Origin of the sequence: Comamonas piscis (assembly GCF_014109725.1) — a bacterium.
Classification (GTDB): domain Bacteria; phylum Pseudomonadota; class Gammaproteobacteria; order Burkholderiales; family Burkholderiaceae_C; genus Comamonas; species Comamonas piscis.
In genome coordinates this window covers 3,898,079-3,924,057 of sequence record NZ_CP058554.1, presented here as the reverse complement: position 1 = coordinate 3,924,057, position 25,979 = coordinate 3,898,079, and the positions used below count along the sequence as shown (strand labels likewise).

Here is a 25,979-nt window from a genome sequence, read left to right as displayed (position 1 = left end):
TCCGCTGGCGTATTCAGAGGATTTCTGGGGGGCAGCCAGCCAAACGCTTGGAAGAGGCTGGGCCCAGCTGCAGTCAGCCATAAAAAAACCCTGGCAAGCCAGGGTTCAGGAGTGATGGGCCGGGAGCCCTTTATTTGCTTTCTGCAGCAGGCGCTGTGCCCAGCGAATCCTGCAAGGCCTTGGCTGGGTCGTCCGAGCCATAGCCTTCTGCGGCGGGTGCGGGCGTTGCACCTGCTGCGCCAGCATCGGCAGGGACATCCGGCGTAGCAAACGGGTTGTCTGCGCCATAGCCACCGTCGTGGTCGCCCAGCTGGTTCATCATCTGCTCGTCGATCTTCTGCATATCGACAACCACCGGTTTGTCCAGCGCACCGGTCACGATGCCCGGGAAGGCGATCAGCACACCCACCATGACCAGCTGGATCAGCACAAACGGCACAGCACCCTTGTAGATCTGCATGGTGGTCACCGGTTCGATCACCTTGTGCGTGACCCGGTCCACATACTGCTTGTCAGGCGCGACGGATCGCAGGAAGAACAGCGCAAAGCCAAAGGGCGGGTGCATGAACGAGGTCTGCATATTGACCGCCAGCAGCACGCCAAACCAGATCAGGTCGATGCCCATCTTCTCGGCCACCGGGCCCAGCAAGGGCACGACGATGAAGGACAGCTCAAAGTAGTCCAGGAAGAAGGCCAGGAAGAAGATCATCACGTTGACGACAATCAGGAAGCCGGCCTGGCCGCCTGGCAGGCTGGTCAGCAGGTGTTCCACCCACTTGGGGCCGTCAGCGGCCTGGAACACCAGGCTGAAGGTCGTCGCGCCAATCATGATGAACATCACAAAGCTGGCGAGCTTGGTGGTCGATCCCAGCGCCTGCTTGAGCAGGGTCATGTTCAGGCGGCGGCGGGCAAAGCCCATGATCAGCGCAGCCATCGCACCCATGGCGCCGCCTTCGGTAGGCGTTGCGATGCCCAGGAAGATGGTGCCCAGCACCAGGAAGATCAGCAGCAGCGGCGGGATCAGCACAAAGGTCACACGCTCGGCCAGCTTGGACAGCAGCCCCAGCTTGAAGACGCGGTTGATCGAGGCGATCACAAAGGCGATGAAGGTGCCGCCGCACATGGCGGTGACAATCTTCTCGTCGGTGGCCACGTCGGTGACCAGCTTGCCTTCCCACCAGGTGTGGATGTCGGCCATATGGCTGGCCAGGAAGATGGCCACAATCGTCGACAGGCCCATCACCACGATCAGTGAGGTGTAGCCGGCATTGCCATTGGATTCGCGGTAGATACGTGCTTCAACAGGCAGCGCAGGCACCAGCTTGGGCTTGAAGATGGCCAGGAAGGCGACCCACACCACATACAGACCCATCAGCATGAAGCCGGGGATAAAGGCGCCCTTGTACATGTCGCCCACGCTCTTGCCCAGCTGGTCAGCCATCAGAATCAGCACCAGCGAGGGCGGAATGATCTGGGCCAAGGTGCCCGATGCGGCAATCACGCCGGAGGCGAGGCGCCGGTCATAGCCGTAGCGCAGCATGATGGGCAGCGAGATCAGGCCCATGGAGATAACCGACGCGGCCACCACACCGGTGGTCGCAGCCAGCAGCGCGCCCACAAAGATCACGGCCAGTGCCAGACCGCCTCGGATCGGGCCAAAGACCTGGCCGACGGTGTCGAGCAAGTCCTCGGCCATGCCGCTGCGTTCCAGTATCAAGCCCATCAAGGTGAAGAAGGGCACGGCCAGCAAGGTGTCATTGGCCATGATGCCGATCAGGCGCTGGGGCAACCAGGCCATCACCGACGAGGGGAAGACATTGAGCTCAATGCCGATAAAGCCGAACATCAGGCCGGCAGCGCCCAGGCTGAACGCCACGGGAAAGCCCAGCAGCAGAAAGACGATCAGGCCCGCGAACATGATCGGGGCGTAATTGGTAACTAGAAATTCCATTTGAGGTCCTCTGGCTGGCCTTAGACCTGGCGCGCTGCAGCCAGGGCTGCGGCGGCCTGCGCCTGCTTGATTTCAGCTTCTGCACGCAGTGCTTCAGCCAGCTCTTCCTCGGCGCTCTTGTCGCTGAGCTTGCCCATCGGGTCGGGGCCATCGCCGGTCAAAAAGGCGATGCGCTTGACCAGCTCGGACAGGCCCTGGAGCAACAGCAAGGTGATGCCCACGGGAATGGCTGCCCATACCGGCCAGCGGATCAGGCCGCCGGGGTTGCCCGAGACTTCGCCGGACTGGTACATCTGGATGACCACCGGCATGCTCAGCCACAGAATGGTGACGCACAGCGGTGTCAGGAACAGCGAGAAACCGATGATGTCGATCCAGACCTGCTTGGTCTTGGACAGGCGCGAGTTGATCACGTCAATGCGCACATGCTCCCGGTGCAGCAGGGTGTAGCCCGCGGCCAGCAAGAAGGACCAGGCGAACAGGTACCACTGCACTTCAAGAAAGGCGTTGGAGCTGGCGTCAAAGGCCTTGCGAACGATAGCGTTGGCCGCGCTGATAAAGGTGGCGGCAAAGATGAGCCAGATTGAGTATTTGCCGACAAAGGCGTTGAGCCTGTCTATAGCCCTGGATAGAGCGAGTAAAGCCTGCATGGTGTCTCCAATGGTTGGCTAGTCCTGTAATACGTGCTCATTGCTGGTAAGCAAATGCACATTTTCGAAAAGCACTGATTTTACGAATAAGTACGCCGTTCCCAATACAAATTGTCTGGCCTCTGTTGCATACAGGAGCAAGGATGAAAACTTTTTTCGCCGAAAGCGGCAAACTCAAGGGTAATTACTAGGAAGGCGGCATGGTACGGTCATCAGCTGCTATCTATTTTCAAGCAACTCGATGCCGGTGACCACCGGTGAGACCCGCATGACCGGCCGAGGGTTTGCCCAGCGGCTGGCGGCGCCTTGGGCGCGGGGCGGCTGCGCTGCAAGGTACAATCTCGCGCGTATCTGCCGATGGAGGGTAGGCAGGGCTGTGCCACTGCCCACCACCAGGAACATTTTCTTTTTCTCTTTTAATGCACTACAGGTGCCTGGAGTCTGACCGTGAGTTCTTCGCAAAATAATGACGGTGATGAGCGCTTTGCCTTGGGCCTTGTTTTTGCCCTGATCACCTTGGTGGTGTTGGGGGTTGTGTGGTTCGGTGCCTATAAGGGCCTGCACGGTGCCAAGTCCGCCCAAGCCGGCGTGACCGCTGCCACCATGCAGACGGGTGCCAAGGGTGGTGCCGTGCTGGGTGGTACCGATCCCGCTGTGGCCGCTGCCCGTGCAGCCGCTGCTGCTGATGCGGCCAATGCCGCTGGCGCTACCGGTGCCGCTGCTGCCAATGGCGCTGCAGTGATCGCAGACGATGCCGCCGCTGTGATGATCGAAAACGGCGTGGTCAAGTTCTACTTCGCCACCGCCAAGGCCGAGCTGGCTGCGGGCGCCAATGAGGCGCTGGTGGACGTGGTAGCTGGCGTGAAGGCGGGCCAACGCGCAGTGATCTCGGGCTACACCGATGCCACCGGCGATGCCGAGAAGAATGCCGAGCTGGCCAAGCAACGCGCCTTTGCCGTGCGCGATGCGCTGCTGGCCCTGGGCCTGACCGAAGACAAGCTGGAGCTGAAGAAGCCCGAAGCGGTGGAGAACGCTGGCAACCTTGCCCAAGCCCGTCGCGTGGAAGTGGTGCTGGCCCCTTAATCGGCTCAGCCACTGACGACAAAGCCCGGATGCGTCCGGGCTTTTTTGTTTTTGGGGGCCGCAGGGTTCAGCGCAATACGGCGACGCCCTTGAGCTGGGCATGCACCAGCAGACCAGGTGCCAGCTGCAACAGGCGCGCTGATCGGGCCGACACCAGCGCCAGCAGATGGGGCGTGTCATCGGCAGCGCCAGGCGCCAGGCGCAGCTGTACCAGCACCTGGCCCGGGCTGTTCGCCTGGATGGCGGTGACCACCGCCGGCAAGCTGTTGAGAATGGAGCTGCCCGGCTGTGGCATCAGCGACAGGCTGACATCGCGCGCCAGCACGCGCAGACGCACGCGCTCGCCTTGCGCGTAGTGGGCATCCGCCTGCGTCCAGTGCAACTGCAGCTGGGGCATGCTGCCTATTTGCAGCGACCAGAGATGGTCTTGCGTGTCGTGGCCGCAGACCTGGCCTTCGAGCAGGCTGGCCTGCTGGGCATCGGGCAAGTTCTTGGCGAGGGGTGCATCCAACTGGGTCAGCAGCTCGGCCACCGGCCCTTGTGCCACCACCTTGCCGGCCTGCAACAGCACCACCTGGTCGGCCAGCCGGCCCACCTCGTCGATCGAATGGCTGACATAGAGAATCGGCAGCTTGAGCTGCTCGCTCAGCTGGTCCAAGTAGGGCAGCACCTCGGCTTTTCGCTCTGCGTCGAGGGCGGCCAGCGGCTCGTCCATCAGCAGCACGCGCGGGCTGGTAGCCAGCGCACGGGCAATCGCCACCCGCTGGCGCTCGCCGCCTGACAAGGTGGCAGGCTTGCGCGCCAGCAGCGGGCCGATGCCCAGCAGCTCCACCAGGCGCTCCAGCTGCACGCGCTGGCGTGCGGCCGGTGTGCGGCGCAGGCCGTAGCGGATGTTGTCTTGCGCGCTCAGGTGCGGGAACAGGCTCGCTTCCTGGAACACATAGCCCAGCGCGCGCTGGTGGGTGGGCAGCCAGTGGCCGCTGTCATCGTCCTGCCAGGGCTCGCCGTGGACGCTGACCCGGCCCTGCGCGCGCTCCAGCCCGGCGATGGAGCGCAGGCAACTGGTCTTGCCGCAGCCCGAAGGGCCAAACAGCGCGGTCACGCCCTGGCCAGGCAGTTGCAGATCGACCTGCAGCTGGAACGCGGCGCGCTGCAGCTGCAGCCGCACCTGAATGCCATTGTTGAGGTTTTGGGCTTGCGTCATAGGGGGCTTGCGTTGTTCTTGTCGCGGGGTTGCAGCCATTGCAAGGCCACCAGCACCACAAAGGCAAACACCACCATGCCGCCCGCCAGCCAGTGCGCCTGGGCGTACTCCATGGCTTCGACATGGTCGTAGATCTGCACCGAGACCACACGCGTTTTTGCAGGGATATTGCCACCCAGCATCAGCACAATGCCGAACTCGCCCACGGTGTGGGCAAAGGTCAGCACGGCGGCAGTGATAAAGCCGGGCCGCGCCAGCGGCAGCGCCACGCTGAAGAAACTGTCGATACGGCTGGCGCCCAAGGTGGCCGCCACTTCCAGCGGGCGGCGGCCCAGGCCCTCAAAGGCCCGCTGCAGCGGCTGCACCGCAAAGGGCAGCGAGTAGACCAATGAGCCCACCACCAGCCCGGCAAAGCTAAAGGGCAGATAGCCCAAGCCCATGGAATTGGTGAGCTGGCCCAGCGGGCCATTGGGGCCCATGGTGACCAGCAGATAAAAACCGATCACTGTGGGTGGCAGCACCAAGGGCAAGGTCACCACCGCGCCGATAGGGCCGCGCCAGCGCGATGGCGTATGCGCCAGCCACCAGGCCAGCGGCGTGGCCAGCACCAGCAACAAAATGGTGGTGAGGCTGGCCAGCTCCAGCGTCAGCCAGATGGCGGCCCAATCGTCGGGGCTGAGAATGGAGGTACTCACGGCAGGCGGGGTCGTCGCTAAGGGTCAGGAGAAGGGCGATGGCTGCGCACATGGTGCACGCACAGCGCGGGCCCGGCAAGGGGAATGTGTGGCCGAGCCAAAGCGCTGAAGTCGGTGGCCGATGACTGAGCGTGCCGAGCTGTATGCGCCCGGCTAGCCAACACCCGCCGTGTTTGGCGGGCAACGCTATTTAGAACGCGTAGCCGTAGGACTTGATGATGGCGCGGGCCTTGTCACCTTTGAGGTAGTCCATCAGCGCCTTGGCCGCTGCGCTGTCCTTGGCGGTGTTGAGGATGATGGCGTCCTGGCGGATAGGCTCATGCATGCTAGACGGCACAATCCAGGCCGAGCCTTCACGCAGCTTGCCGTCTTCCATTACCTGCGACAGGGCCACAAAACCCAGCTGGGCATTGCCGCTGGCGGCGAACTGGTAGGTCTGGCCAATGTTCTCGCCTTGCACCACTTTCGGGGTTACCTGGTCGGTCAGGCCCAGGTTCTTCAGGGTTTCCATCGCAGCCAGGCCGTAGGGCGCCAGCTTGGGGTTGGCAATGGCGATATGGCGGTAGTCACCGGTCTTCAGCACGGCGCCCTTGTCGTCCACATAGCCCGCTTGCTTGCTCCACAGCACCAACTGGCCAATGGCGTAGGTAAAGCGGCTGTCTGCCACGGCCTTGCCTTCCTGTGCCAGCTTGGCGGGCGTCGTGTCATCGGCAGCCAGCAAAATGCCAAAGGGCGCGCCGTTGTTGATCTGTGCATAGAACTTGCCGGTAGCGCCAAACGACAGCACCGCCTTGTGGCCGCTGTCCTTTTCAAACTCGACAGCGATCTTTTGCATGGGCGCGGTGAAGTTGGCCGCCACGGCCACCGAGACTTCGTCGGCATGGGCGCTGGCAGCCAGGGCGGCAAACAGGGACAGGGCGAGGGGGGCAAGGCGGAAATGGGTCATGGCAGTAGGCTGATCGCTATTCTGTTAATGAATAACGCGAGTGTAACGAGATTGCGGAGGGTGACCAAGCCATGGGGGTCAAAGAGCGCTGGGTGCATGCGGTCTCCCTAATGCGGAGCAGGCGAATCAGCACCGTGGTCCTGATCATGCGGGCGCAAAGCATGCGAAGATCCGCGCCATGATTCCCCAAGCATCGCTCGCCGCCGCGCTCGCCGAGAAGCGCTCTGACCGCCGCATCGACGTGCTGCGCCATATCCAGAATTGCGGCTCCATATCCGAGGCCGCGCGCCGCGTGGGCGTCAGCTACAAGGCGGCCTGGCAGGCCTTGGATACCTTGTCCAACCTGGCAGGCGTAGAGCTGGTGCAACGCAGTGTGGGCGGCAAGGGCGGCGGCGGCGCGCAGCTCACCGCCGATGCACTGCTGCTGCTGGAGGCCGCCGATGCCATGGGCCATGCCCGCGAGCAATTGCATGTACAGCTGGAACACGCACGCCAGCTGCCAGCGGCGGCGGACAGCCAGGCGCGTGCCGCTGGCGCGGCGGGCATCTCGGTCGCCACCACCTTGGCCCGTTTGCAGGTCATGACCAGCATGCGCAACCAATGGCCTTGCGTAGTCGCCCAGCTCAGTCGCAGAGGCCCGCTGGTACAAGTGCAGCTGCAGGGCGCCGATGCCGGTGCGCAATTTGTGCTGCATTCCCATATCACCGACGAGAGCGTGCAACTGCTGGGCCTGCGCCGGGGCTTGCCGGTGCTGGCTATGTGCAAGGCCACGGCCGTGACGGTGCAGGCGGCATCGGCTGCCGCAGATGTGGCCGCTGGCAGCAATGGTTGGCAGGGCGTCATCACGCGCGCTACACGGGGCGGCGCGGTGCAGGAGCTGGCCGTGCGCCTGTCGTCGGGCATGCAGTTGGTGGGCTTTAGCCGCGAGACCTCATCGCTGCGGGTGCGCGCTGCGGTGCAGGTGACGGTGGAGCCCTCGGCGGTGGTGATTGCGCTTAGTGGGGAGTGAGGCAACCCATGATCCAGCCTGGGCGGTAGCGGCCTAAGGGGATTCGCCCACAAACTGCTGCAGCACCTGCTGCGCAAAAGGGTCGGGGCCGCTGAGGGTCAGGCTCAGTTGCAGCGCGCTGTGCTGCGCGGCATCGGGTGCCAGCAGCAGGCGCCCGCGCGCATCCCACTGCACATCCAGCGCATCGCCTGCATCGCTTTGCAGCTGCAGGTCCAGATCCCAGGCATGGCCGTCTTCCAAGGGGCCGGGGGTGCCAAACGCGTTGCTGCACCAGGCCAGCAGCTGCGTGACTTCGGTCAACAGCGCCGGCCAGTGGGCGGCCTTGGCATAGGCCATGGCATCCAGGCTGGTGCAGCCTTCGCCGTCGTCGCTGGTGTCAAAGTCCAAATAGTCGAGCATGTGCGGGGTTTTCATCGATATTGCGCGATTTTATGCTATGTTTTTAGGAGTTAATCATGCGAGCCGGATACCCCTATGAGCTTGGATTGGAATGCGCTGGAATTTTCATACCCGCCCGCGGCCCCGTTGCTGGCCGGTTGGCAATGGCAGGCCGCGCCCGGCCTGGTGCAGCTGGTGGATGGCTGGAGCGTTGGCAAGACAACGGCCCTGCAATTGCTGGCCGGCCTGCTGCAGGGCAGCAGTGGCAGCCTGCGCATTGATGGGCAGACACCGCAGGCGCTGCAGCGCACCGGTGCTGTGTTTTGGCATGAGCCGCGCCTGCCGGTGACCATGCCGCCCGATACCACATTGGTCGCTGATTGGATCGCCCAGATGCGCAGCGCCTGCCCGGGTTGGGATGAGGCGCTGTTTGCGCAGTCGCAATACAGCTTTGATCTGCTGCCCCACACGGCCAAGCCTTTGCTGGCGCTGTCCACCGGCAGCCTGCGCAAGCTGGTCATCGCGCTGGGCCTGGCCAGTGGCGCCCGGCTGGTGCTGCTCGATGAACCGACCTCGGGGCTTGACAAACCGGCGCTGACTGCCTTGCGGGAGGCCTTGCGGATAGCAGCACCGCTGTTTGCCGCGCAAGGGCGCTACCTGGTGCTGGCGCATTACGAGCCACTGCTGGAGGCGGGCGATGGGGTGCAGGTGGTGGCCTTGCCGGCTGCGTAGTGGGTAGGGCAGCGCAGGACGCGGCGCTGAGCGCTGCATTGTGTAAATTTTCGTGCGTGCCGGTGGGCCAGCCCTGTGGCGCGTGTTGGGTCGCTGGATAATCGGGCAAACTTTTTTTCGAAAGACTGTTGTGGACACCTTGTTGTTGATCAAAGCCGCCATCATGGGCGTGGTGGAGGGGCTGACGGAGTTCTTGCCGATCTCCTCGACAGGCCATTTGATTTTGGCCGGTAGCCTGCTAGGCTTTGACGATGCCAAGGCCAAGGTGTTCGATATCGCGATCCAGACCGGCGCCATCTTTGCGGTGATCCTGGTGTACTGGCAAAAGATCCGCAGCACCGTGGTGGCGCTGCCATCGAGCCGCCAGGCGCAGCGCTTTGCGCTGAATGTCTTTATCGGTTTTTTGCCGGCCGTCGTGCTGGGCCTGCTGTTTGGCAAGTACATCAAGGCGCATTTGTTCACGCCCATCGTTGTGGCCACCACCTTTATCCTGGGCGGCTTTGTGATTCTCTGGGCGGAAAAGCGCCAATCCGCCCATGTGCGGGTGCAGACGGTTGATGAGATGACGCCGCTGGATGCCTTGAAGGTCGGCTTGGTGCAGTGCCTGGCGATGATTCCCGGCACCAGCCGCAGCGGCTCCACCATTATCGGAGGCATGCTGATGGGCCTGTCGCGCCAGGCCGCGACCGATTTCTCGTTCTTCCTCGCGATTCCCACCCTGATTGGCGCCGGCGTCTACAGCCTCTACAAAGAGCGGGCGCTGCTGTCGATGGCCGACATCCCCATGTTTGCGACCGGCCTGTTCTTCTCCTTTATCAGTGCCTGGCTCTGCGTGCGCTGGCTGCTGCGCTATATCGCCTCCAACAGCTTTGTGCCGTTTGCCTGGTACCGGATTGTGTTCGGCATCATCGTGCTGGTGACGGCTTTCAGCGGCAAGGTGAACTGGGTCGATTCCTGATCAACGGTCATCCCTTGCGAACGCAGCCCGGCTTCCATGCCGGGCTTTTTTGTGGGCGTTTACTTCGGTTTCCAGAGCGGCTGTCAGTCGCCCAGATGTCTCCCTGGCGTCCGTCTTCGGGTTTGTCTGGGCAGCAGGATTCCAGGCATTCTCTACAATAATCCATATTATGAACTTTCGTCCATATGGTGGATAAATGCCTGTAGATAGCCCCGACCAGACCCCCTTGATGCCGTACCAGTATCCGAACCCGCCCGATGCGCTGCCCGAGATCGTGGTGGAGAGTGCCATCCCCACCGATGACCGGCTGTGGGTGCCCCAGGCCGAGAATGTCTGGTTTCGCCCGCTGTGCCTGAACGCCAGCCAAGGCTACTGGATGAACCTGCTCAAGGTGCGCAAATCGGGGGTGCTCAGCCGCCACCGTCACCCCCAGGCGGTGCATGGCTTTGTGCTCAAAGGCCGCTGGAAATACCTGGAACACGAATGGTGGGCCAAGGAGGGCAGCTATGTGTTCGAGCCGCCCGGCGAGACCCACACCCTGTATGTGCCCGAGGACTGCGAGGAGATGATCACCTATTTCCAGGTCAACGGTGTCATGTATTACACCGACCCCTGGGGCAAGGGCATGGGCTTTGAGGATGTGTTTACCAAGATAGAGATGTGCCGCAAGCACTTTGAGGCCGTCGGCCTGGGCGCCGATTACACCAACCAGTTCATCCGCTGACATGGCCGATTGCAGCTACCAATTTAGCGGCCGCGTGGCCGTGGTGACCGGTGGCGCCAGCGGCATCGGTGCCAGCCTGGTGCAGGCCTTGCAGCAAGCGGGAGCGCGTGTGGCGGTCTGGGATCTGCAGGCGCCTGTTGCCAGCCAGGCTGGCGATGCCTTGTTCTGCCCCGTCGATGTGACCGACCCGGTCAGCATCCAGGCTGCGCTGGCGCGGACCTTAGCAAGCTTGGGCCGGGTCGACATGCTGATCAACAGCGCCGGCATCACCGGGCCGACGATGGCGTTGGATGCCTTTGACGACGCTGTCTGGCAACGGGTGATTGACATCAATCTGGTCGGTGTCTACAACGTCTGCAAGGCGGTGGCGCCGGTGCTGCGCAGCCAGGGCTATGGCAGGGTGGTGAACATTGCATCGCTGGCCGGCAAGGAGGGGACACCCAATGCCTCGGCCTACAGCGCGGCCAAGGCGGGGGTGCTGGCACTGACCAAATCGCTGGGCAAGGAGCTGGCTGGCAGCGGCGTGCTGGTGAATGCGGTGGCACCGGCGGCGGTGCGCACGCCGATTCTGGAGCAGATGGCGCCTGCGCATGTGGCCACGATGATTGCCAAGAGCCCGATGGGCCGCCTGGGCGAGCCCGAAGAGATTGCAGCCCAGGTGCTGTGGCTGGCGTCCGACGCCTGCTCGTTCAGCACCGGGGCGGTGTTTGATGTATCCGGTGGACGTGCGACCTATTGAAACTGCACGACAAAGTAAAAACAGAGGAGACGGTATGAACATGAGCAAAACGCGCCGAGGCGCCATTGGCCTGGTTGCGGCGGGTGCCAGCGCGGTAGTGATGGCGCTGGGCAATGCGGCAGCAGCTGCTGATTTCCCGGCGCGCCAGATCGAGTTAATTGTGCCCTTCCAGCCCGGTGGCGGTACCGACGGTGTGGCCCGCGCCTTTGGCGAGGCGGCACGCAAGCATATTCCCCAAAGCATTGTGGTGATCAACAAGCCCGGCGCCAGCGGTGCCATTGGCTGGACGGACATGATCAATGCCAAGCCTGACGGCTACAAGCTGGCCGTGGTGACGGTGGAGCTGGTGACCCTCAAGCCCATGGGCCTGGCCAAGTTCTCCTATGACGATGTGCAGCCCATCATCCAGTTCAATGCCGACCCCGCCGCGATCACCGTGCGCGCCGATGCGCCCTGGAACACGATTGAAGAGTTCCTGGCCGCCTCCAAGAAGGACCCCGGCAAGATGGGCGTGGGCAATGCCGGCAATGGCTCCATCTGGCACTTTGCGGCGACGGCGCTGGGCGACAAGACCGGCATCCAGTTCAACCATATTCCGTTCCAAGGTGCTGGCCCGGCCGTGCTGGCGCTGATGGGTGGGCACGTGGATGCCGTGGCCGTGAGCCCCGCCGAAGTGGCCCAGCAGCTGCAGGCCGGCAAACTCAAGATGCTGACCGTGATGGCCGACCAGCGGGTGAAGAACTTTGACAAGGTGCCTACCTTGAAGGAAAAGGGCATTGACCTGAGCATTGGCACCTGGCGCGGCATTGCCGGCCCCAAGAAGCTGCCCACTGATGTGCTGAACTACCTCAAGGCTGCGGCCAAGAAGACCGTCGATGAGCCCGCCTTCCAGGAAGTGTTGGCCAAGCAAAACCTGGGCTTTGTCTATGCCGACGACCAAGGTTTCCGCAACCAGATGATGAAGGACGCGACCTATTTCGCCGACCTGATCAAGCTGCTGGACATGAAGAACTGAGCGACCCACGACTGATGCGAGACATGAGCACGACCTACCAGAAAGACCTGTTGACAGGCAAGACCGCCTTGGTCGCCGGTGCCTCCCAAGGCATTGGCGCCGTGATCGCCAACCATTTGTCCGCACTGGGCGCGCGCGTCATTGCGCTGGGCCTGGGGGAGGGCGATGGCACGCTCGATGCCAGTGTGGAGATGCGCGAAGCCGATGTCATCCGCCAGGCCGATCTGGATGGCGTGCTCGCCGATCTGGACGAACTCGACATCGTCTTCAACTGCGCAGGCATCATCAAGCGCGGCTTGGAGCACGATGTGGAGGTGTTCCAGCGCGTGCTGGAGGTGAACCTGACCGGCACCATGCGGGTCTGCACCGCCACGCGCGACAAGCTGCGCGCCCGGCGTGGCTGCATCGTCAACACCGCATCGATGCTGACCTTCTTTGGCGGTGGCCTGGTGCCCGGCTATGCGGCCAGCAAGGGCGGCATTGGCCAGCTCACCAAGTCCCTGGCCATTGCCTATGCGGCCGATGGCATCCGTGTCAATGCCATTGCCCCCGGCTGGATTGCGACGCCATTGACCCAGGCGCTGCAGGACGACCCGGCCCGCGCGGGCCCCATCCTGGCGCGCACGCCGCTGGGTCGCTGGGGCACACCGCAGGATGTGGCGCAGGCGGCGGTCTTTCTTTGCACGCCGGCAGCCAGCTTTATGACGGGGGTGATTTTGCCGGTTGACGGCGGGTACATGGTGACCTGAAGCAGCAGCCCGCAAGGGCCGTGGCAGCGTGCTGCCTTTGAAAAGACAAATGCCCTCGGCCATGTGGCCGAGGGCATTTTTTTCGATAAGACGGATGGGTCTTTAGTCCTTCGGACGGAAGCCAATCGCCAGGCTCGACGGCACCCGGCCATCGGTATCGCGCGGCAGGGTTTCGGTCTTGTGCATCGCGCGGACGACGGCATCGTCCCAGGCCTTGTTGCCGCTGGACTTGGTGAGTCGCACACCAACGATGGTGCCATCGGGCGCAGCGCGCACTTCCAGCTCGGCGCGTGGGTTGCCCTGGATGTCATCGGGGAAGGTGATGTTCGGGCGCACCTTGGCAGCCACCTTGCCACCATAGCCGGCCGATGGGCCACCTTGGCCAGAGGCAGTGCCCGAGGTCGATCCGCCCTGGCTGCTGCCGGATGCACCTGCGGCGCCCGCCATACCGGCCATGCGCGCAATATTGGCTTGGCGTTGCGCTTCGGCAGCCTTGGCATCGGCGGCGGCCTTGGCTTTGGCATCCGCTGCAGCCTTGGCCTTTGCATCGGCGGCCGCTTTGGCCTTGGCGTCTGCAGCGGCCTTCGCCTTGGCGTCGGCTTCTGCTTTGGCCTTCTCAGCCTTCTCGCGTTCTGCCTTGTCTTTCTCGGCTTTCTCGCGGGCGTCCTTGTCCTTTTGCAGGCGGTCCTTCTTGTCTTGCTCGGCCTGCTTCTTGCGGTCGGCTTCCTTGCGGTCCTTCTCCGCCTTGTCGGCCTTTTCGCGGGCTTCTTTGTCCTTTTGCAGGCGTTCCTGGCGCTCTTCTTCCAAGCGGTCCTTCTTGTCCTGCTCGGCCTGCTTTTTGCGGTCGGCTTCCTTGCGCTCGGCCAGCTCGCGCTCCTTTTGCTCGCGCTGCTTGGCTTCCTGCTCTTTTTTCTTGCGCAGGGCTATTTCGGACTCGCGGTCATCCTCGTCCGGCACGGCAGCGGCCGGCTTGGGCGTGGTCACCACAGGGGGGGCGGGCGCAGGCGGAGGTGGCGGCGGCACGGGAGCTGGGGGCGGTGGGGCCACGGGTGGCGGAGGAGGGGGCGGCGTCAGCGGGGCAGGCGCGGCCTGCTCATTGGTGGGCGCCCACAGCTCGGCCTCGACCGAGGGCTGATCGCTGTCGCGGGGGTTGCGCACCGTCCACAGCAAGGCGACGACCACCAGCAAATGGGCAGCGGCCGCCACGGTCCAGGACTTGGTCCGCGACGGGGGTTTGGGAGGGGCAAGCTGATCGCGCTCTTGACGAGGGGACATGGAGACTCTTCTTACTGGCTGCCGCCTGCCACTTGCAAGGCCACGCGCTTGACGCCGGCCTTCTGCAAGGTCGACATCGCGTCAATCACCTTCTGGTAGCTCAGGTCCTTGTCCGCGACGATAAGCATGGCGCTGTCGTCCGGCGGATTGTCGGCTTGCCAGGACTTGGCCACATCGGCCAGATCACCAGCAGCCACCGCTTGCGTGCGGTTGCCCACCATCAGCTTGACGGAGCCGTCCTTGTCCAGAAGGACATGGGCGATGTTCTTGGTTGGGGGGCGCTCGCTCTTGCCTGCCTTGGGCAGGTTGATGGCGCCTGGCGTCAGCATGGGGGCAGTGACCATAAAGATGATCAGCAGCACCAGCATCACGTCGATGAAGGGCACCATGTTGATTTCGTTCACGGTGCGGCGGTTGCGTTTTCCGCGAGAGGCGACGGCCGGCATGGCGGTTTCCTTTGTATTTAGTGCGCCGCGTGCACCGGCTGGGCACCCAGGTTGCGCTGCAGGATGTTGGAGAACTCTTCGATGAAGGTCTCTTGCTGGCTGGCGATGCGGTCAATGCCGCTGGAGAAGCGGTTGTAGGCCGTCACGGCGGGAATGGCGGCAAACAGGCCCATGGCGGTGGCAACCAGCGCTTCGGCAATACCTGGCGCGACGGTGGCCAGGGTGATCTGCTCCATATTGGCAAAGCCGGTAAAGGCGTGCATCACCCCCCATACCGTGCCGAACAGACCGACATAGGGCGAGACCGAGCCGATGGTGCCCAGCAAGGACAGGCCCGATTCGATCTCGTCCATCTCGCGCTGGAAGCTGGCGCGCATTGCGCGGCGTGTGCCGTCCAGCAAGGTGTCGGGGTTGGTAATCTGGCGCTCACGCAGTTTTTGGTACTCGCGCATGCCGCTGGCAAAGATGCGTTCCATCGGACCGCAGGCTTTGACGTTGTGCATCGCGTTCTGGTAGAGCTCGTTGAGGCTGGAGCCGGACCAGAAGTCGCTCTCGAAGGTCTCGTTCTTCGCTTTGATGGCTTTGAGCATGCCGAACTTGCGCATGATGGTGGCCCAGCAGGCGACCGAGGCAGCCACCAGGATCAGCATCACGAGTTGCACCACCCAGCTGGCGTGCAAGACCAGGCTGGCAATGGACATTTCTTGGGAATTCATGAGATGGTTTGGATCAGGGATTGAGGAATTCTTGCCGGGCGCATGCTGACAGCGTCGACCCAGCCGATACGGATTGTGCCCTCACACAGCAGTTGAGGTGTATCTGTTGGTTGCTTCTGTTTTAAGAGCACCCGCTGTGCGATCTGCATCGAGGCACGCCCCGCAGCTTGGAGTTCTGCGGTGACGATGAGTTCATCGTCCAGGCGTGCAGGTTGTAAGTATTTGATATTGGCTTCGCTGACCACGAACATGCCGCCGACCTCGTCGCGCAGACGTTGCTGCTCCAGTCCCAGCGAGCGCAGCCATTCGGTGCGGCCGCGTTCCATGAACTTGAGGTAGTTGGCATAAAACACGATGCCGCCGGCATCGGTGTCTTCCCAATAAATGCGGATCGGGAATTCAAAGGCCATGGATATAGCCTTTTCGGTCAAATTTATGGTGCGGAGGAGCCGCTTCCAAGCCCATGCCTGTTCTGCGGTGAGCCGGGACGAAATGGTGCATCGCTGTTGGCATGCTCATGCCAGCAACTTGCGCAGCCGGGCGATGGCCTCTTGCAGCTGCTCCATCGAGTTGGCGGTGGAAAAGCGCACAAAGCGGCCGGTGTCATGGCTGCCAAAATCGCGGCCCGGGGTGATGGCCAGGTGGGCGCGCTCCATGACGGCATAGGCAAAGTCCCAGGAGCCTTCAACACCAAGCTTTTTAGCGGCCTGCGTGCAATCGGCCCAGGCGTAGAACGCACCATCGGGCACCACCGGCACCGGCAGGCCCAGTGCTTCGAGCGCGGGGATGAAATAATCGCGCCGGGCTTTGAACTCGGCACGGCGGCGCTCGTACTCGGCCAGGCTCTCGGGCGCAAAGCAGGCCAGCGCCGCGTGTTGGGAGATGGTGCTGGCGCAGATAAACAGGTTCTGTGCCACGCGCTCGACCACCGGCACCAGGGCTTCGGGCACCACCGCCCAGCCCAGGCGCCAGCCAGTCATGTTGAAGTACTTGCTGAAGCTGTTGATCGAGATGATGTTGTCATCAATGGCCAGCGCCGTCTGGCCGTAGGCCTCGTCATGGGACAGGCCCAGGTAGATCTCGTCGATGATGGTCACGCCATCATGGGCCTTGACCACCTCATGGATGCGGCGCAGCTCCTGCGGCGCAATGGAGCTGCCCGTGGGGTTGGAGGGCGAGGCCAGCAATACGCCACGGGTCTTGTCGCCCCAGGCGGCTTGCACCTTGTCGGCGCTCAGCTGAAAGCGCTCTTCTGCCGTGGTCGGCAGCAGCACGGCCCGGCCTTCTGCCGCGCTGACAAAGTGGCGGTTGCAGGGGTAGCTCGGGTCGGGCATCAGGATCTCGTCGCCGGCATTGATCAGCGACAGGCAGACCAGCTGCAAGGCGGCCGAGGCACCGGCGGTGATGACGATGCGGCGCGCCGGTACATCCACCCCAAAGCGCTGGGCATACCAGTCGGACAGCGCCTGGCGCAGGGGATCAATGCCGAGGGCGGGGGTGTACTGGGTGCGGCCTTCGCGGATGGCGCGGTCGGCGGCTTGCTGCACCAGCGGCGGTGCGGTGAAGTCGGGTTCGCCGATGTTGAGGAAGATCATCGGCTCCGCGCTGCCCGCCACCTGCGCCGCCAGTGCCTGGGCGGCCTTGGCGACCTCCATCACATAAAACGGCTCAATGCGCTCGGCTCGGGTGGCGATTTTCATGGTCTTCAGCTCGGATCAGAGGGCTCCCACTGCGCTGGCAGCACATGGGCAAGCACGGGTGTGCTATCAAAAGTATAACTGGCGGCCGCGAAGCCCTTACAAAAAACCGATGCCAGCGCGCAGGCATGGCATCGGTCTTGGCGTTGCTCAGGCCGCGTTGTTGCGGTCAGCGGTCACTTCGGTGGCGCGCAAGGTAGGGGCCAGGGCATTGAGCACGGCGTTCACATACTTGTAGCCGTCGGTGCCGCCAAATTCCTTGGCCAGCTCGATGCTCTCGTTGATGACCACGCGCCAAGGCACGTCCAGGCAGTGCTGGAACTCGTAGACACCAATCCACATGCAGGCATGCTCGATGGGCGAGAGCTCGTCCATCTTGCGGTCCAGGTGGGGGGTGATCTGGGCGTTGAGCTGTTCGGCGTTTTCGATGCAGCCGTGCAGCAGGGCATCGTAGTGGGCGGCGTCGGCTTTGTGGAAGCCGGCCAGCTCGCGGGTGAACAGGTCGATCTCGGTGGCGCTGTTGCCGCTCAGGATGTACTGGTAGAGCGCCTGCAGCGCGAACTCACGCGAGCGGCTGCGGGTGGATTTGGAGGCGGCCTTGCGCGCACCGGTGGAGGTCAGGCCCTTGCGGGTCTGGCGCGGTGGGCGCTGGCTGGAGGGGGACTCGCTCTGGTCGTTTTCGTTCATAGTGTTTTCAGCAGATTGGCCATCTCGACAGCGACGATGGCGGCATCACGCCCCTTGTCGGTTTGGCGAGCGATGGCCTGGGCTTCGTCTTCAGTGGTGAGGATGGCATTGGCGATCGGGATCTGGAAATCCAGGCCAATGCGTGTAACGCCGGCGCCCGATTCGTTGGCCACCAGCTCAAAGTGGTAGGTTTCGCCACGGATGATGCAGCCCAGGGCGATCAGCGCGTCGAATTCCTCGGATTCCGCCATGGCTTGCAGGGCAATCGGCACTTCCAGAGCGCCGGGCACCTGCACATGGCGAATATTGTCGGCCAGCACGCCCATGGCGGCCAGCTCTTGCAGGCAGGCCTGGGCCAGGCTGTCGGTGATGCTGGCATTGAACCGGGCCTGCACAATGCCGATGGCGAGGGCGCTGCCGTCCAGGTTGGCTGCGCTGCCTTTTTCTGCTCCAAACATGCTTGTTATTCCTTGCTGATATATCCGGTGATCTCAAGCCCGTAGCCCGCCATGCTGGGCAGACGACGGGGCGCGCCCATCAGGCGCATTTTTTGCACGCCGCAGTCGCGCAGGATCTGGGCGCCAATGCCATAGGTGCGCAGGTCCATGCGGCCGCGCTCGGGCGCTTGTGCTGCGCGGGCCTTGCCGTCGAACTGGCTCACCAGCTGGGCGGCGCTTTCATTGCAGTTGAGCAGCACGGCCACGCCGCAGCCTTGCTGCTGCAGATAAGCCAGGCTGGCGTCCAGGGTCCAGCTGTGCATGGCACGGCCGGTCTCCAGCAGGTCCATCACCGACAGCGGCTCATGCACACGCACGGGCACATCGCTGTCGGCCTGCACACTACCTTTGACCAGGGCCATGTGTACCGCGTGGCTGGCATGGTCCTGGTAGAGGTGGGCGGTGAACTCGCCATGCGCCGTTTGCAGCGGGCGGCTGCTGATGCGCTCGACCAGCGACTCGTGGCGGCTGCGGTATTCGATCAGATCGGCAATCGTGCCGATCTTGATGCCGTGCTCGGCGCAGAACAACTGCAGATCGGGCAGGCGGGCCATGGTGCCGTCGTCCTTCATCACCTCGCAGATGACGGAGGAGGGCGAGCAACCGGCCAGGCGCGCCAGGTCGCAACCGGCTTCGGTATGGCCGGCGCGCATCAGCACGCCGCCATCGACGGCTTGCAAGGGGAAGATATGGCCGGGCTGGACCAAGTCGTGGGCCTGGGCATCGGGTGCCACCGCGGCCTGCACGGTGCGGGCGCGGTCAGCGGCCGAGATACCGGTGGTCACGCCTTCGGCCGCTTCGATGGAGACGGTGAACGCGGTGGACAGCGGCGCGCCATTGTTGGCGGTCATCTGGCGCAGTTGCAGGCGCTCGCAGCGTTCGCGGGTCAGGGTCAGGCAGATGAGGCCCCGGCCCCACTTTGCCATGAAGTTGATGGCTTCGGGGGTGACATGGTCGGAGGCCAGCACCAGGTCGCCTTCGTTCTCGCGGTCGGCTTCATCGACAAGAACGACCATGCGGCCAGCGCGCATCTCGGCAACAATGTCCTCCACCGCAGAGATCGGTGCTGGAGTCAGGGGGCTGCTCATGGAATGCCTTTAAAGAACGGGTGTCGTGTCTCGGTGCAGCGATGCGGCACCTCGGACAGTAAAAACCCCAATTTTAGACCAGCTGCTCCCCGGCTGGGGCGCTTTGGCCGATCTGGGGACTAGCGCGCCGGGTCAATTGCTGCCGGGGAGCTGCTTGCAAATGGCTTGTGCAGGCTCAGTATTCGCCGCGCATCAGCACCACATTGCCATCCGGGTAGGCCACGCAGGGCAGGATGCAACCGGCCTCTTTGTCCTCAGCGCTGAGTCCCGGCCATTCAATCTCATAGTGCACGCTGCCAGATTTGAGCCGGCCCACGCAGGTGCGGCAGGTGCCGTTGCGGCAGGAGCTGGGCCAGTCCACGCCGCCTTCTTCCAGTGATTGCAGCAACGGCGTATCGGCCCAGGCATCGACCTGGATGTCTTCGTTGTCGATCTGGGCGTTGTAGAGCTCGGGGGTGATGGGCATGGGGATGTAATAAGTAAGGTGCCAATGGACCGCCTGCCGCGCCAGGCCTGCTTGCCGTTTTGGCAGTGCAATATCAAAAGCATAGCGGCCCCGCAAGCTGTGGTAAGCACCGCTGCCGGGCAACCAGCGCGGCAACCGTTTTGCTGAATTTGCGGGCAATGTAACACGCTGCTAATAAAAACATGGGCTTAGCGGGTTAAAAATCCGGTGAGCGCAAGTTATCCACATGGTTGTTCAGCCATTTTCGGGATAACCCTAGGCAATACCGGTCCATGTCCCGCTGGCGTCTGTCGCCCAAGCGCTGCGCAAAGCGAATGTGAACACGTACAGTTCGACGGCATCAAGGGCTATCAGCCCGCTTTTTATAAGGTGCGAACGTATGGGTCTGGATTTCAGCGACAAGGTAGCGATTGTGACGGGTGCCGGCGGCGGGCTGGGGCGTGAACATGCATTGGCGCTGGCCCGGCGCGGCGCCAAGGTGCTGGTCAATGACCCGGGCGGCGCGGTGGACGGGCAGGGCAACTCCTCGGCGGCCGAGAAAGTGGTGCGCGAGATTGAAGCGCTGGGCGGCACTGCCATGGCCAGCCATGCCTCGGTCACGGATTGGGCAGCGGTGCAGGCCATGGTTGCCCAGGTGATCGAGCACTGGGGCCAAGTCGATGTGCTGGTCAACAATGCCGGCACCTTGCGCGACAAGAGCTTTGCCAAGATGGAACTGGACGACTTCCGCGCGGTATTGGAAGTGCATCTGATGGGCAGCGTCCACTGCTGTAAGGCTGTGTGGCCCTTTATGCAGGCGGCCCACTATGGCCGCATTCTGGTGACCACCTCGTCATCGGGCCTGTTTGGCAATTTTGGCCAAAGCAACTATGCCGCTGCCAAGATGGCGCTGGTGGGTTTGATGCAGACGCTGGCGCTGGAAGGGGCCAAGTACAACATCCATGTGAATGCGCTGGCGCCGACGGCGGCCACCCGGATGACCGACGGCCTGATGGCACCTGAGATGCTGCGTGCGCTGCGGCCCGAGCTGGTCAGCCCGGCGTTGCTGGCGCTAGTGCATGAGAGCGCCCCCACACGCACCATTCTGTGTGCAGGCGCTGGCAGCTTTGAGGCCTCGCACATCACCATGACGCGCGGCGTCCACCTGAGCGCCGACAACATAGCGCTCGACGACATGGATCTGCATCTTTCGCAGCAGTGGACAGAGCTGACCGACCGCCGGGACGATATCGTGCCGGACAACGGCTTTGTGCAGGGTGATCTGGAGATCCGCAAGGCCCAGCAGAAGCTGCATTAAATCAAGCTTGCATGAGGGATCCTCTGCACAACTCCCTGCCGTGGTCTGAACGCGGACTCGGGCGATCCGCTGCGTTGTCTTCCTTGTCAATAGCTCGCTATTGACTGCAAAAGACGCCTTGCACCTCCTCCCGATCCGCGGCCATCCCATGCGGCGAGGGTCATGCAGAGAATCCCTAAAGCAACAGAAACGGCGATTACAACAGCTTCTTACTATGACTCGCCAGGCCTTGCGCTGGGGCCTGGGTTAAATCCCGAAGGCCGGTCGGGCTGAGCGTGCAATACTCTGCCAGTCGCCGGGCAACCTGCTATCGTGCAGCCCGGCTTAGACAAGAACAACGCAGATGAACCATATCCAACAACGTATTGATGCCATCGGCGCCCAGCGCCTGCTGCAGATGGGGCGCGGCATCGAGAAAGAAGGCTTGCGCGTGAACGATGAGGGCGCGCTGGCCCTCACGCCACACCCGGCCGCTTTGGGCTCCGCGCTGACGCACAGCAGCATCACCACCGATTTCAGCGAGTCGCAGATCGAGATCATCACCGGCGTGCACCAAGGTGTGCAGGCCTGCCTCGATGAGCTGGCCGAGGTGCACCAGTATGTCTACCAGGTGCTGCAGGCCAACGACGAGCGCCTGTGGATTTCGAGCATGCCTTGCTCGCTGCCATCGGACGAGAACATCCCGCTGGGCCGCTTTGGCACCTCGCACATTGGCCGTTCCAAAAGCATTTACCGCATGGGCCTGGGCCACCGCTATGGTCGGCGCATGCAAACCATCTCGGGCATCCACTACAACTGGTCGCTGCCCGGTGTCAGCAGCGAGGCCTATTTTGGGCTGATCCGCAATTTCCGCCGCCAGGCCTTTTTGCTGCTTTATCTGTTTGGCGCATCGCCGGTGCTCTGTCCCTGTTTTGTGCAGGGACGCCCGCACCAGCTGCAGCCGCTGGGCGATGGCCAGGGTGCCCTGCACCTGCCCCACGCCACCTCGCTGCGCATGGGCCGCCTGGGTTACCAAAGCGATGCCCAGGCCTCCATCAGCGTCAGCTACAACGATCTCAAGGGCTATGCCGATTCGCTCTACGGCGCGTTGACGCAGCCGTATCCGGCCTATGAAAAGGTCGGCATCCTCAACCCCGGCGGTGAGTACAACCAGCTGGGCACCAGCCTGCTGCAGATCGAGAACGAGTTCTACGGCACCATCCGCCCCAAGCGCACGGTGCAGCGCGGCGAGCGCCCGCTGCATGCGCTGCGCGAGCGCGGTGTCGAGTACGTCGAAGTGCGCTTGATGGACATCAATCCCTTTGACAGCATGGGCATCTCGGCCCCGACGATGCGCTTGCTGGATGTGTTCCTGCTGCACTGCCTGCTGAGCGACAGCCCGCCCGACTCGCCCGCCGAGATTGCCGAGATGAAGCACAACCAGCACATGGTGGCCGAGCGCGGCCGTGAGCCGGGCCTGAACCTGCAGCGCCAGGGCAAAGAAGTGAAGCTGACCGAGTGGGCGCAGGAGATTCTGCAAGCCTGCCAACCGATTGCCGCTGCCCTGGACCAGGCCCATGGCACGCAAGACTACAGCCAGGCACTGGCGCAGTCCCAAACCTTGTTGGCCAACCCGGCGCAGACCCCGTCGGCACAGGTGCTGGCTGCAGTCAGCGAGCAGTTTGGCACCTCGTTCAAGGCCTTTGGCGCTGCCCAATCGGAATGGGCCCGCGAGCAGACCCTAGCCCGCCCCTGGAGCGAGGCCTTGACCGCCAAGTACCAGGAGCTGGCGGCCAAGTCGATCCAGGCGCAAAAGGACATGGAAGCCGCCGACACCGTGCCCTTTGAAGAATGGCGCCAGTGCTATATGTCGCCTGAGCACCTCGTTGTGTCTTAATCCTGCTGATGCCCAAGAGCCCGCTGCTGCGGGCTTTTTTGTTGCTGGCAGAGGCCCAGGTCTTGGCGCAGAATGCAAAAGCTTGCAAGAAGCTTGGCGCTTCTGCGTTGGTAGCTAGCAGGGATGGCTATCATTTGTCCGACATCCCTCGGCCTTGAATCCTCGTATTGTTTCTCCATGGCGCATTTCTCTTCCGACCGCAGTTGGCGCACCTTCAAGCGTGGCCTGCTCAACCACTATGTGCTCAATGGGCTGGAAGTGGCGCTGGGCCTTTTTCTCGTCACCACCCTGGTGCAGCTGATCTGGGGCACGCAGCATGCGGCGGCCGCGTCGGTCGGGGTGATTGTGTCCATCATTGTTGATAATCCAGCGCCACGCCGGGGCAAGTTCTGGCGCATGCTGCCAGCGCCCGTGCTGGGCGCGCCGCTGTTCTTTCTGGTGCAGCTGATGCACCAGCACCTGGTGCTGCTGGGCATGTTGGCGGTGCTGTCCACCTTCTTAGGCTTTTTGTGGATGGCCTGGGGCAAGCGCGGCGCGCCGATTGCGATTGCAGTGGTGCTGGCCATGGTGCTGGGCATGTCGGTGCCCAAGCCGCCCGAGGGGCAACTGTTGGCAGCGGCGGCTGAATCCACCTTGTTCTTCAGCATTGGTGCTGGCATGTTCCTGGTGTATGCGGTCATCGCCAATACTTTGCTTAATTTCCGCTACCGCGTGCAGTTCATCGCCGATACCGTGCTGTCGCTGGCCGCGCTGATGCTGGAGCAGGCGCGTATGGTGCTGCCCGAGGCCGCCCGCCATGTGGGGCTGGATGGCGAAACGGTGGATGGCGAAGCCTATGGCGATAACTTGGCCGACCGCAATTTTGGCAAATTCTCCCGCACGGGCCTGCCCCAGCAGCACATGGGCCAGCTGATGGCCCGGCATGCGGCCTTTGCCGACCAGCTGCAAGCCGCCCGCGACATTGTGCTGGAGAGCCCGCGCACCCCCCGCCGCCAGCGCCTGGCCGGCATGCTGCTGCAGATGCTGGAGATCCGCGACCATCTGCTGGCCTGCGAGCTGGACCTGGAGCATTTGCGCAAGGCGCCCGAGCAGGCGCCCATGCTGCTGGCCCAGCAGGCCACGCTGCGCGCCTTGGCGATGGAGCTGGTGCATTTGGCCGATAGCCTGCTGCTGGGCCGCAAGCCCCGGCCGATGAGCAACCTCGATGCGTTGCTGCGCCCCATGCAGATGGCCAGCCAGACGCCGGTGCAACGGCTCGAAGAATCGCTGCCCGACCATTTTGACGCCGACGTATCGCCCCAGGCGCTGTCGCGTGAGCTGAGTGAGCGCATCGTACGCATCCATGAAGAAGTGAGCCGCCTCGTCGGCCTGGGCCGGGACGAGGTTGAGCCCGACCTGGCCGTGGTGCGCGCCAGCTGGCAAATGTTTGTCAGCCCCACCGCCTGGTCCTGGACACCGTTCAAGGGCCTGATGAGCTGGGATGCGCCTCCCCTGCGCCATGCGATCCGTGCGGCGCTGGCGATTGCGGTGGGCTATGTGGTGGTACAGATGCTGCCCTGGAATGCGCATGCCTATTGGGTGCTACTGACCATTGTGGTGGTGCTGCGCGGCAGCCTGGCGCAAACCTTGGAGCGGCGCACCATCCGGGTGCTGGGCACCTTGCTGGGCTGCGTGGCGGCGCTGGCCATCTTGTCAGCGCATTTGTCGCCGCTGGGCTTGATTCTGTGCCTGACCCTGGCCCAGGGGGTCGCGCACGGCTTTGCGCTGCGCCGCTATCTGTTCACGGCTATGGGCGCCACGGTGCTGGGCCTTGTGCAGGCGCATATGTTGCATGCCGGCGGCAGCACCACCTTCCATATGTTCGAGCGCGTGGTCGATACCTTGATCGGCACCGGCATTGCCTGGGCCTTTGCCTATGTGTTGCCGTCCTGGGAGCGCTCGCAGCTGCCAGCGCTGGTGCAGCGCGTGCTAAAGGCGCAGGCGGCGCATGCCAGCACCTCGCTGGCGGTCGATCAGCTCCAAGCCGTCGACAATGCCCCCGAGCTGGCCTGGCGGCTGGCTCGGCGCGAAGCCTACGACAGCCTCTCGGCGCTGATCCAGGCTGTTGACCGTTCGCTGAAAGAGCCGCGCGCGGTGCAGCCACCATTGCAGGCGCTGGAGCTGTTCCAGGCCCATTGCTACCAGCTGCTGGGCCAGATGTCCTCTGTCAAGATCATGCTGATGATGCGCCGGGGCCAGACGCCGTCGCCCTTTGCGGTGCAGCAACTCAAAGACACAGCGGCCAGCATCGATGCCTGCCTGCTGCAAGCGCCGCAGATCGCAGCGAGCGATGCCGATGCGCAGCGCCCCGCCAAGATGCCGGCACCCGAGCGCGTGCCGGGTCCTGAGGACCGCGACCAGCTCATTCCCTGGCTGATGCGGCGCTTAGCCACCGCACGTATTTTGGCAAGCCAGCTGCAGCAGGATGCGGTGCAGATCCGCCAGCTGCTGGCGCGCGAGGAGACCTTGCCACCGGTGCAGGCCGAGGCTGCCCAGGCGCAGTCGACATAACTGGTTGTAGCGCAGAGGCGGGGTTAAGGCTTCAGCGCATCCAGCGCGCATTCCTGCCAGTACATGGCTGCGGCAAAAAAGCCTTCCCAGACGCAGCCATTGCAGCCCCGGCCACAGCAGGTGGTGGGGGCGCTAGGGGGCTCACGCAAGCTGATCTGCCGGGCGCTGGCGCTGGCCTGCAGCGCGGCAAAGCACTCGCGGGCCTCCCGTAAACTGGCTAAAGCTTGGGGGGCTGGCGCGGCATTCACTGCTCAGGCCGTGGCGGCACGGCCTTGCGGCGCAGGCCAAAGCGCAGCACAAAAGCCGCGCCCAATACCAGGGAAAACCAACCGACTGCTGGAGCCTTAGCAAAAACTCCCTGCACAATATCGCCCTGAGCGACATAGGGCGAGACGACAATCACCAGCCCTATCAAGACCAAGATGATGCCTTTGATGAGCAGGTCCTGATCGGATTTGCGCTGCGCATCCCACTGGCGTTGAGATAAAGAAGACATGGCAGCATTATCCGGCACGGCGCAACTCTGTGCGCGATGCCCATGCACCATTCCC

General features: G+C 63.3%; 28 protein-coding genes. 11 read left to right on the top strand and 17 right to left on the bottom strand.

Going from position 1 to position 25,979, the window contains the following annotated elements:
- Positions 1-130: 130 nt before the first annotated feature.
- Together HS961_RS17675 and HS961_RS17670 are read right to left on the bottom strand one after the other, a co-directional pair.
- Positions 131-1,951 (bottom strand): TRAP transporter large permease, encoded by a 1,821-nt coding sequence (locus tag HS961_RS17675; RefSeq protein WP_182324237.1) that lies wholly within the window; start codon positions 1,949-1,951, stop codon positions 131-133.
- Positions 1,952-1,971: 20 nt separating this feature from the next.
- On the bottom strand, positions 1,972-2,601 hold the full coding sequence (locus HS961_RS17670) for a TRAP transporter small permease subunit (protein WP_182324235.1): 630 nt from the start codon (positions 2,599-2,601) through the stop codon (positions 1,972-1,974).
- Positions 2,602-3,048: 447 nt separating this feature from the next.
- Between HS961_RS17670 and HS961_RS17665 the strand changes: the two genes are divergently transcribed.
- The gene (locus tag HS961_RS17665; protein WP_238347644.1) at positions 3,049-3,684 is read left to right on the top strand and encodes an OmpA family protein; all 636 of its coding nucleotides are present in this window, start codon (positions 3,049-3,051) and stop codon (positions 3,682-3,684) included.
- 67 nt (positions 3,685-3,751) lie between these two features.
- On the opposite strand, the gene modC is transcribed toward HS961_RS17665, so the two are convergent.
- From modC to modA, 3 genes are all read right to left on the bottom strand, one after another.
- On the bottom strand, positions 3,752-4,888 hold the full coding sequence (gene modC / locus HS961_RS17660) for a molybdenum ABC transporter ATP-binding protein (RefSeq protein WP_182324233.1): 1,137 nt from the start codon (positions 4,886-4,888) through the stop codon (positions 3,752-3,754).
- Positions 4,885-5,583 carry a molybdate ABC transporter permease subunit gene (gene modB / locus HS961_RS17655; RefSeq protein WP_182324231.1) on the bottom strand — a complete coding sequence of 233 codons (699 nt, stop codon included), beginning with the start codon at positions 5,581-5,583 and terminating at the stop codon, positions 4,885-4,887. Before modB ends, modC begins: the two co-directional genes overlap by 4 nt.
- Before the next feature lie 190 nt (positions 5,584-5,773).
- Complete coding sequence (gene modA / locus HS961_RS17650; protein WP_182324229.1) at positions 5,774-6,529, bottom strand: molybdate ABC transporter substrate-binding protein; 756 nt, start codon at positions 6,527-6,529, stop codon at positions 5,774-5,776.
- 178 nt (positions 6,530-6,707) lie between these two features.
- On the opposite strand from modA, the gene HS961_RS17645 reads away from it, so the two are divergent.
- Entirely contained in the window at positions 6,708-7,538 is an 831-nt protein-coding gene (locus HS961_RS17645) for a TOBE domain-containing protein (protein ID WP_182324227.1), read from the top strand.
- A gap of 33 nt (positions 7,539-7,571) precedes the next feature.
- On the opposite strand, the gene HS961_RS17640 is transcribed toward HS961_RS17645, so the two are convergent.
- The gene (locus tag HS961_RS17640) at positions 7,572-7,937 is read right to left on the bottom strand and encodes a hypothetical protein (protein WP_182324225.1); all 366 of its coding nucleotides are present in this window, start codon (positions 7,935-7,937) and stop codon (positions 7,572-7,574) included.
- A gap of 75 nt (positions 7,938-8,012) precedes the next feature.
- Here HS961_RS17640 and HS961_RS17635 point away from each other — a divergent pair, with 75 nt between their 5' ends.
- The 6 genes from HS961_RS17635 (at position 8,013) to HS961_RS17610 (ending at position 12,833) form a co-directional block, all read left to right on the top strand.
- Entirely contained in the window at positions 8,013-8,648 is a 636-nt protein-coding gene (locus HS961_RS17635; RefSeq protein WP_182324224.1) for an ATP-binding cassette domain-containing protein, read from the top strand.
- A gap of 130 nt (positions 8,649-8,778) precedes the next feature.
- Positions 8,779-9,606, top strand: coding sequence for an undecaprenyl-diphosphate phosphatase (locus tag HS961_RS17630; RefSeq protein ID WP_182324223.1), 828 nt, complete (start codon positions 8,779-8,781; stop codon positions 9,604-9,606).
- A 196-nt stretch (positions 9,607-9,802) separates the two neighbouring features.
- Positions 9,803-10,330 carry a 2,4'-dihydroxyacetophenone dioxygenase family protein gene (locus HS961_RS17625; protein ID WP_182324222.1) on the top strand — a complete coding sequence of 176 codons (528 nt, stop codon included), beginning with the start codon at positions 9,803-9,805 and terminating at the stop codon, positions 10,328-10,330.
- 1 nt (position 10,331) lies between these two features.
- Positions 10,332-11,069 carry an SDR family NAD(P)-dependent oxidoreductase gene (locus HS961_RS17620; protein WP_182324221.1) on the top strand — a complete coding sequence of 246 codons (738 nt, stop codon included), beginning with the start codon at positions 10,332-10,334 and terminating at the stop codon, positions 11,067-11,069.
- 34 nt (positions 11,070-11,103) lie between these two features.
- The gene (locus tag HS961_RS17615) at positions 11,104-12,084 is read left to right on the top strand and encodes a Bug family tripartite tricarboxylate transporter substrate binding protein (RefSeq protein WP_182324220.1); all 981 of its coding nucleotides are present in this window, start codon (positions 11,104-11,106) and stop codon (positions 12,082-12,084) included.
- A 23-nt stretch (positions 12,085-12,107) separates the two neighbouring features.
- Positions 12,108-12,833: an SDR family NAD(P)-dependent oxidoreductase gene (locus HS961_RS17610; protein ID WP_182324219.1), complete on the top strand. Its 726-nt coding sequence runs from the start codon at positions 12,108-12,110 to the stop codon at positions 12,831-12,833.
- A gap of 102 nt (positions 12,834-12,935) precedes the next feature.
- Here the strand turns inward: HS961_RS17610 and tolA are convergent, their stop codons facing one another.
- The 9 genes from tolA to HS961_RS17565 all read right to left on the bottom strand — a co-directional run bounded on the left by tolA (position 12,936) and on the right by HS961_RS17565 (position 19,705).
- On the bottom strand, positions 12,936-14,108 hold the full coding sequence (tolA, locus tag HS961_RS17605) for a cell envelope integrity protein TolA (RefSeq protein WP_182324218.1): 1,173 nt from the start codon (positions 14,106-14,108) through the stop codon (positions 12,936-12,938).
- A gap of 11 nt (positions 14,109-14,119) precedes the next feature.
- The gene (locus HS961_RS17600; RefSeq protein WP_182324217.1) at positions 14,120-14,554 is read right to left on the bottom strand and encodes a biopolymer transporter ExbD; all 435 of its coding nucleotides are present in this window, start codon (positions 14,552-14,554) and stop codon (positions 14,120-14,122) included.
- A gap of 17 nt (positions 14,555-14,571) precedes the next feature.
- The gene (tolQ, locus tag HS961_RS17595) at positions 14,572-15,270 is read right to left on the bottom strand and encodes a protein TolQ (RefSeq protein ID WP_182324215.1); all 699 of its coding nucleotides are present in this window, start codon (positions 15,268-15,270) and stop codon (positions 14,572-14,574) included.
- Positions 15,267-15,680 carry a tol-pal system-associated acyl-CoA thioesterase gene (ybgC, locus tag HS961_RS17590; RefSeq protein ID WP_182324213.1) on the bottom strand — a complete coding sequence of 138 codons (414 nt, stop codon included), beginning with the start codon at positions 15,678-15,680 and terminating at the stop codon, positions 15,267-15,269. The genes tolQ and ybgC overlap by 4 nt, the downstream gene beginning before the upstream one ends.
- A 105-nt stretch (positions 15,681-15,785) precedes the next feature.
- Positions 15,786-16,970 (bottom strand): pyridoxal phosphate-dependent aminotransferase, encoded by a 1,185-nt coding sequence (locus HS961_RS17585; protein ID WP_182324211.1) that lies wholly within the window; start codon positions 16,968-16,970, stop codon positions 15,786-15,788.
- 147 nt (positions 16,971-17,117) lie between these two features.
- Positions 17,118-17,654, bottom strand: coding sequence for a transcription antitermination factor NusB (gene nusB / locus HS961_RS17580; protein ID WP_182324209.1), 537 nt, complete (start codon positions 17,652-17,654; stop codon positions 17,118-17,120).
- Positions 17,651-18,112, bottom strand: a complete 462-nt coding sequence (gene ribH, locus HS961_RS17575) for a 6,7-dimethyl-8-ribityllumazine synthase (protein ID WP_182324207.1) — start codon at positions 18,110-18,112, stop codon at positions 17,651-17,653. Before ribH ends, nusB begins: the two co-directional genes overlap by 4 nt.
- Before the next feature lie 5 nt (positions 18,113-18,117).
- Positions 18,118-19,239, bottom strand: coding sequence for a bifunctional 3,4-dihydroxy-2-butanone-4-phosphate synthase/GTP cyclohydrolase II (gene ribBA, locus HS961_RS17570; protein WP_182324205.1), 1,122 nt, complete (start codon positions 19,237-19,239; stop codon positions 18,118-18,120).
- A 175-nt stretch (positions 19,240-19,414) separates the two neighbouring features.
- Positions 19,415-19,705 carry a 2Fe-2S iron-sulfur cluster-binding protein gene (locus HS961_RS17565; protein WP_116924442.1) on the bottom strand — a complete coding sequence of 97 codons (291 nt, stop codon included), beginning with the start codon at positions 19,703-19,705 and terminating at the stop codon, positions 19,415-19,417.
- Between the two features lie 379 nt (positions 19,706-20,084).
- Here HS961_RS17565 and HS961_RS17560 point away from each other — a divergent pair, with 379 nt between their 5' ends.
- The 3 genes from HS961_RS17560 to HS961_RS17550 all read left to right on the top strand — a co-directional run bounded on the left by HS961_RS17560 (position 20,085) and on the right by HS961_RS17550 (position 25,428).
- A complete protein-coding gene (locus HS961_RS17560; RefSeq protein WP_182324203.1) occupies positions 20,085-21,002 on the top strand; it encodes an SDR family NAD(P)-dependent oxidoreductase in 918 nt (305 codons plus the stop codon).
- 343 nt (positions 21,003-21,345) lie between these two features.
- Positions 21,346-22,878, top strand: a complete 1,533-nt coding sequence (gene gshA / locus HS961_RS17555) for a glutamate--cysteine ligase (RefSeq protein ID WP_182324201.1) — start codon at positions 21,346-21,348, stop codon at positions 22,876-22,878.
- A 177-nt stretch (positions 22,879-23,055) separates the two neighbouring features.
- On the top strand, positions 23,056-25,428 hold the full coding sequence (locus HS961_RS17550; protein WP_182324199.1) for an FUSC family protein: 2,373 nt from the start codon (positions 23,056-23,058) through the stop codon (positions 25,426-25,428).
- 23 nt (positions 25,429-25,451) lie between these two features.
- Here the strand turns inward: HS961_RS17550 and HS961_RS17545 are convergent, their stop codons facing one another.
- Both HS961_RS17545 and HS961_RS17540 read right to left on the bottom strand, forming a co-directional pair.
- Entirely contained in the window at positions 25,452-25,676 is a 225-nt protein-coding gene (locus HS961_RS17545) for an oxidoreductase-like domain-containing protein (protein ID WP_182324197.1), read from the bottom strand.
- Positions 25,673-25,924, bottom strand: a complete 252-nt coding sequence (locus HS961_RS17540; protein ID WP_021027316.1) for a hypothetical protein — start codon at positions 25,922-25,924, stop codon at positions 25,673-25,675. Before HS961_RS17540 ends, HS961_RS17545 begins: the two co-directional genes overlap by 4 nt.
- Between the last annotated feature and the right edge of the window lie 55 nt (positions 25,925-25,979).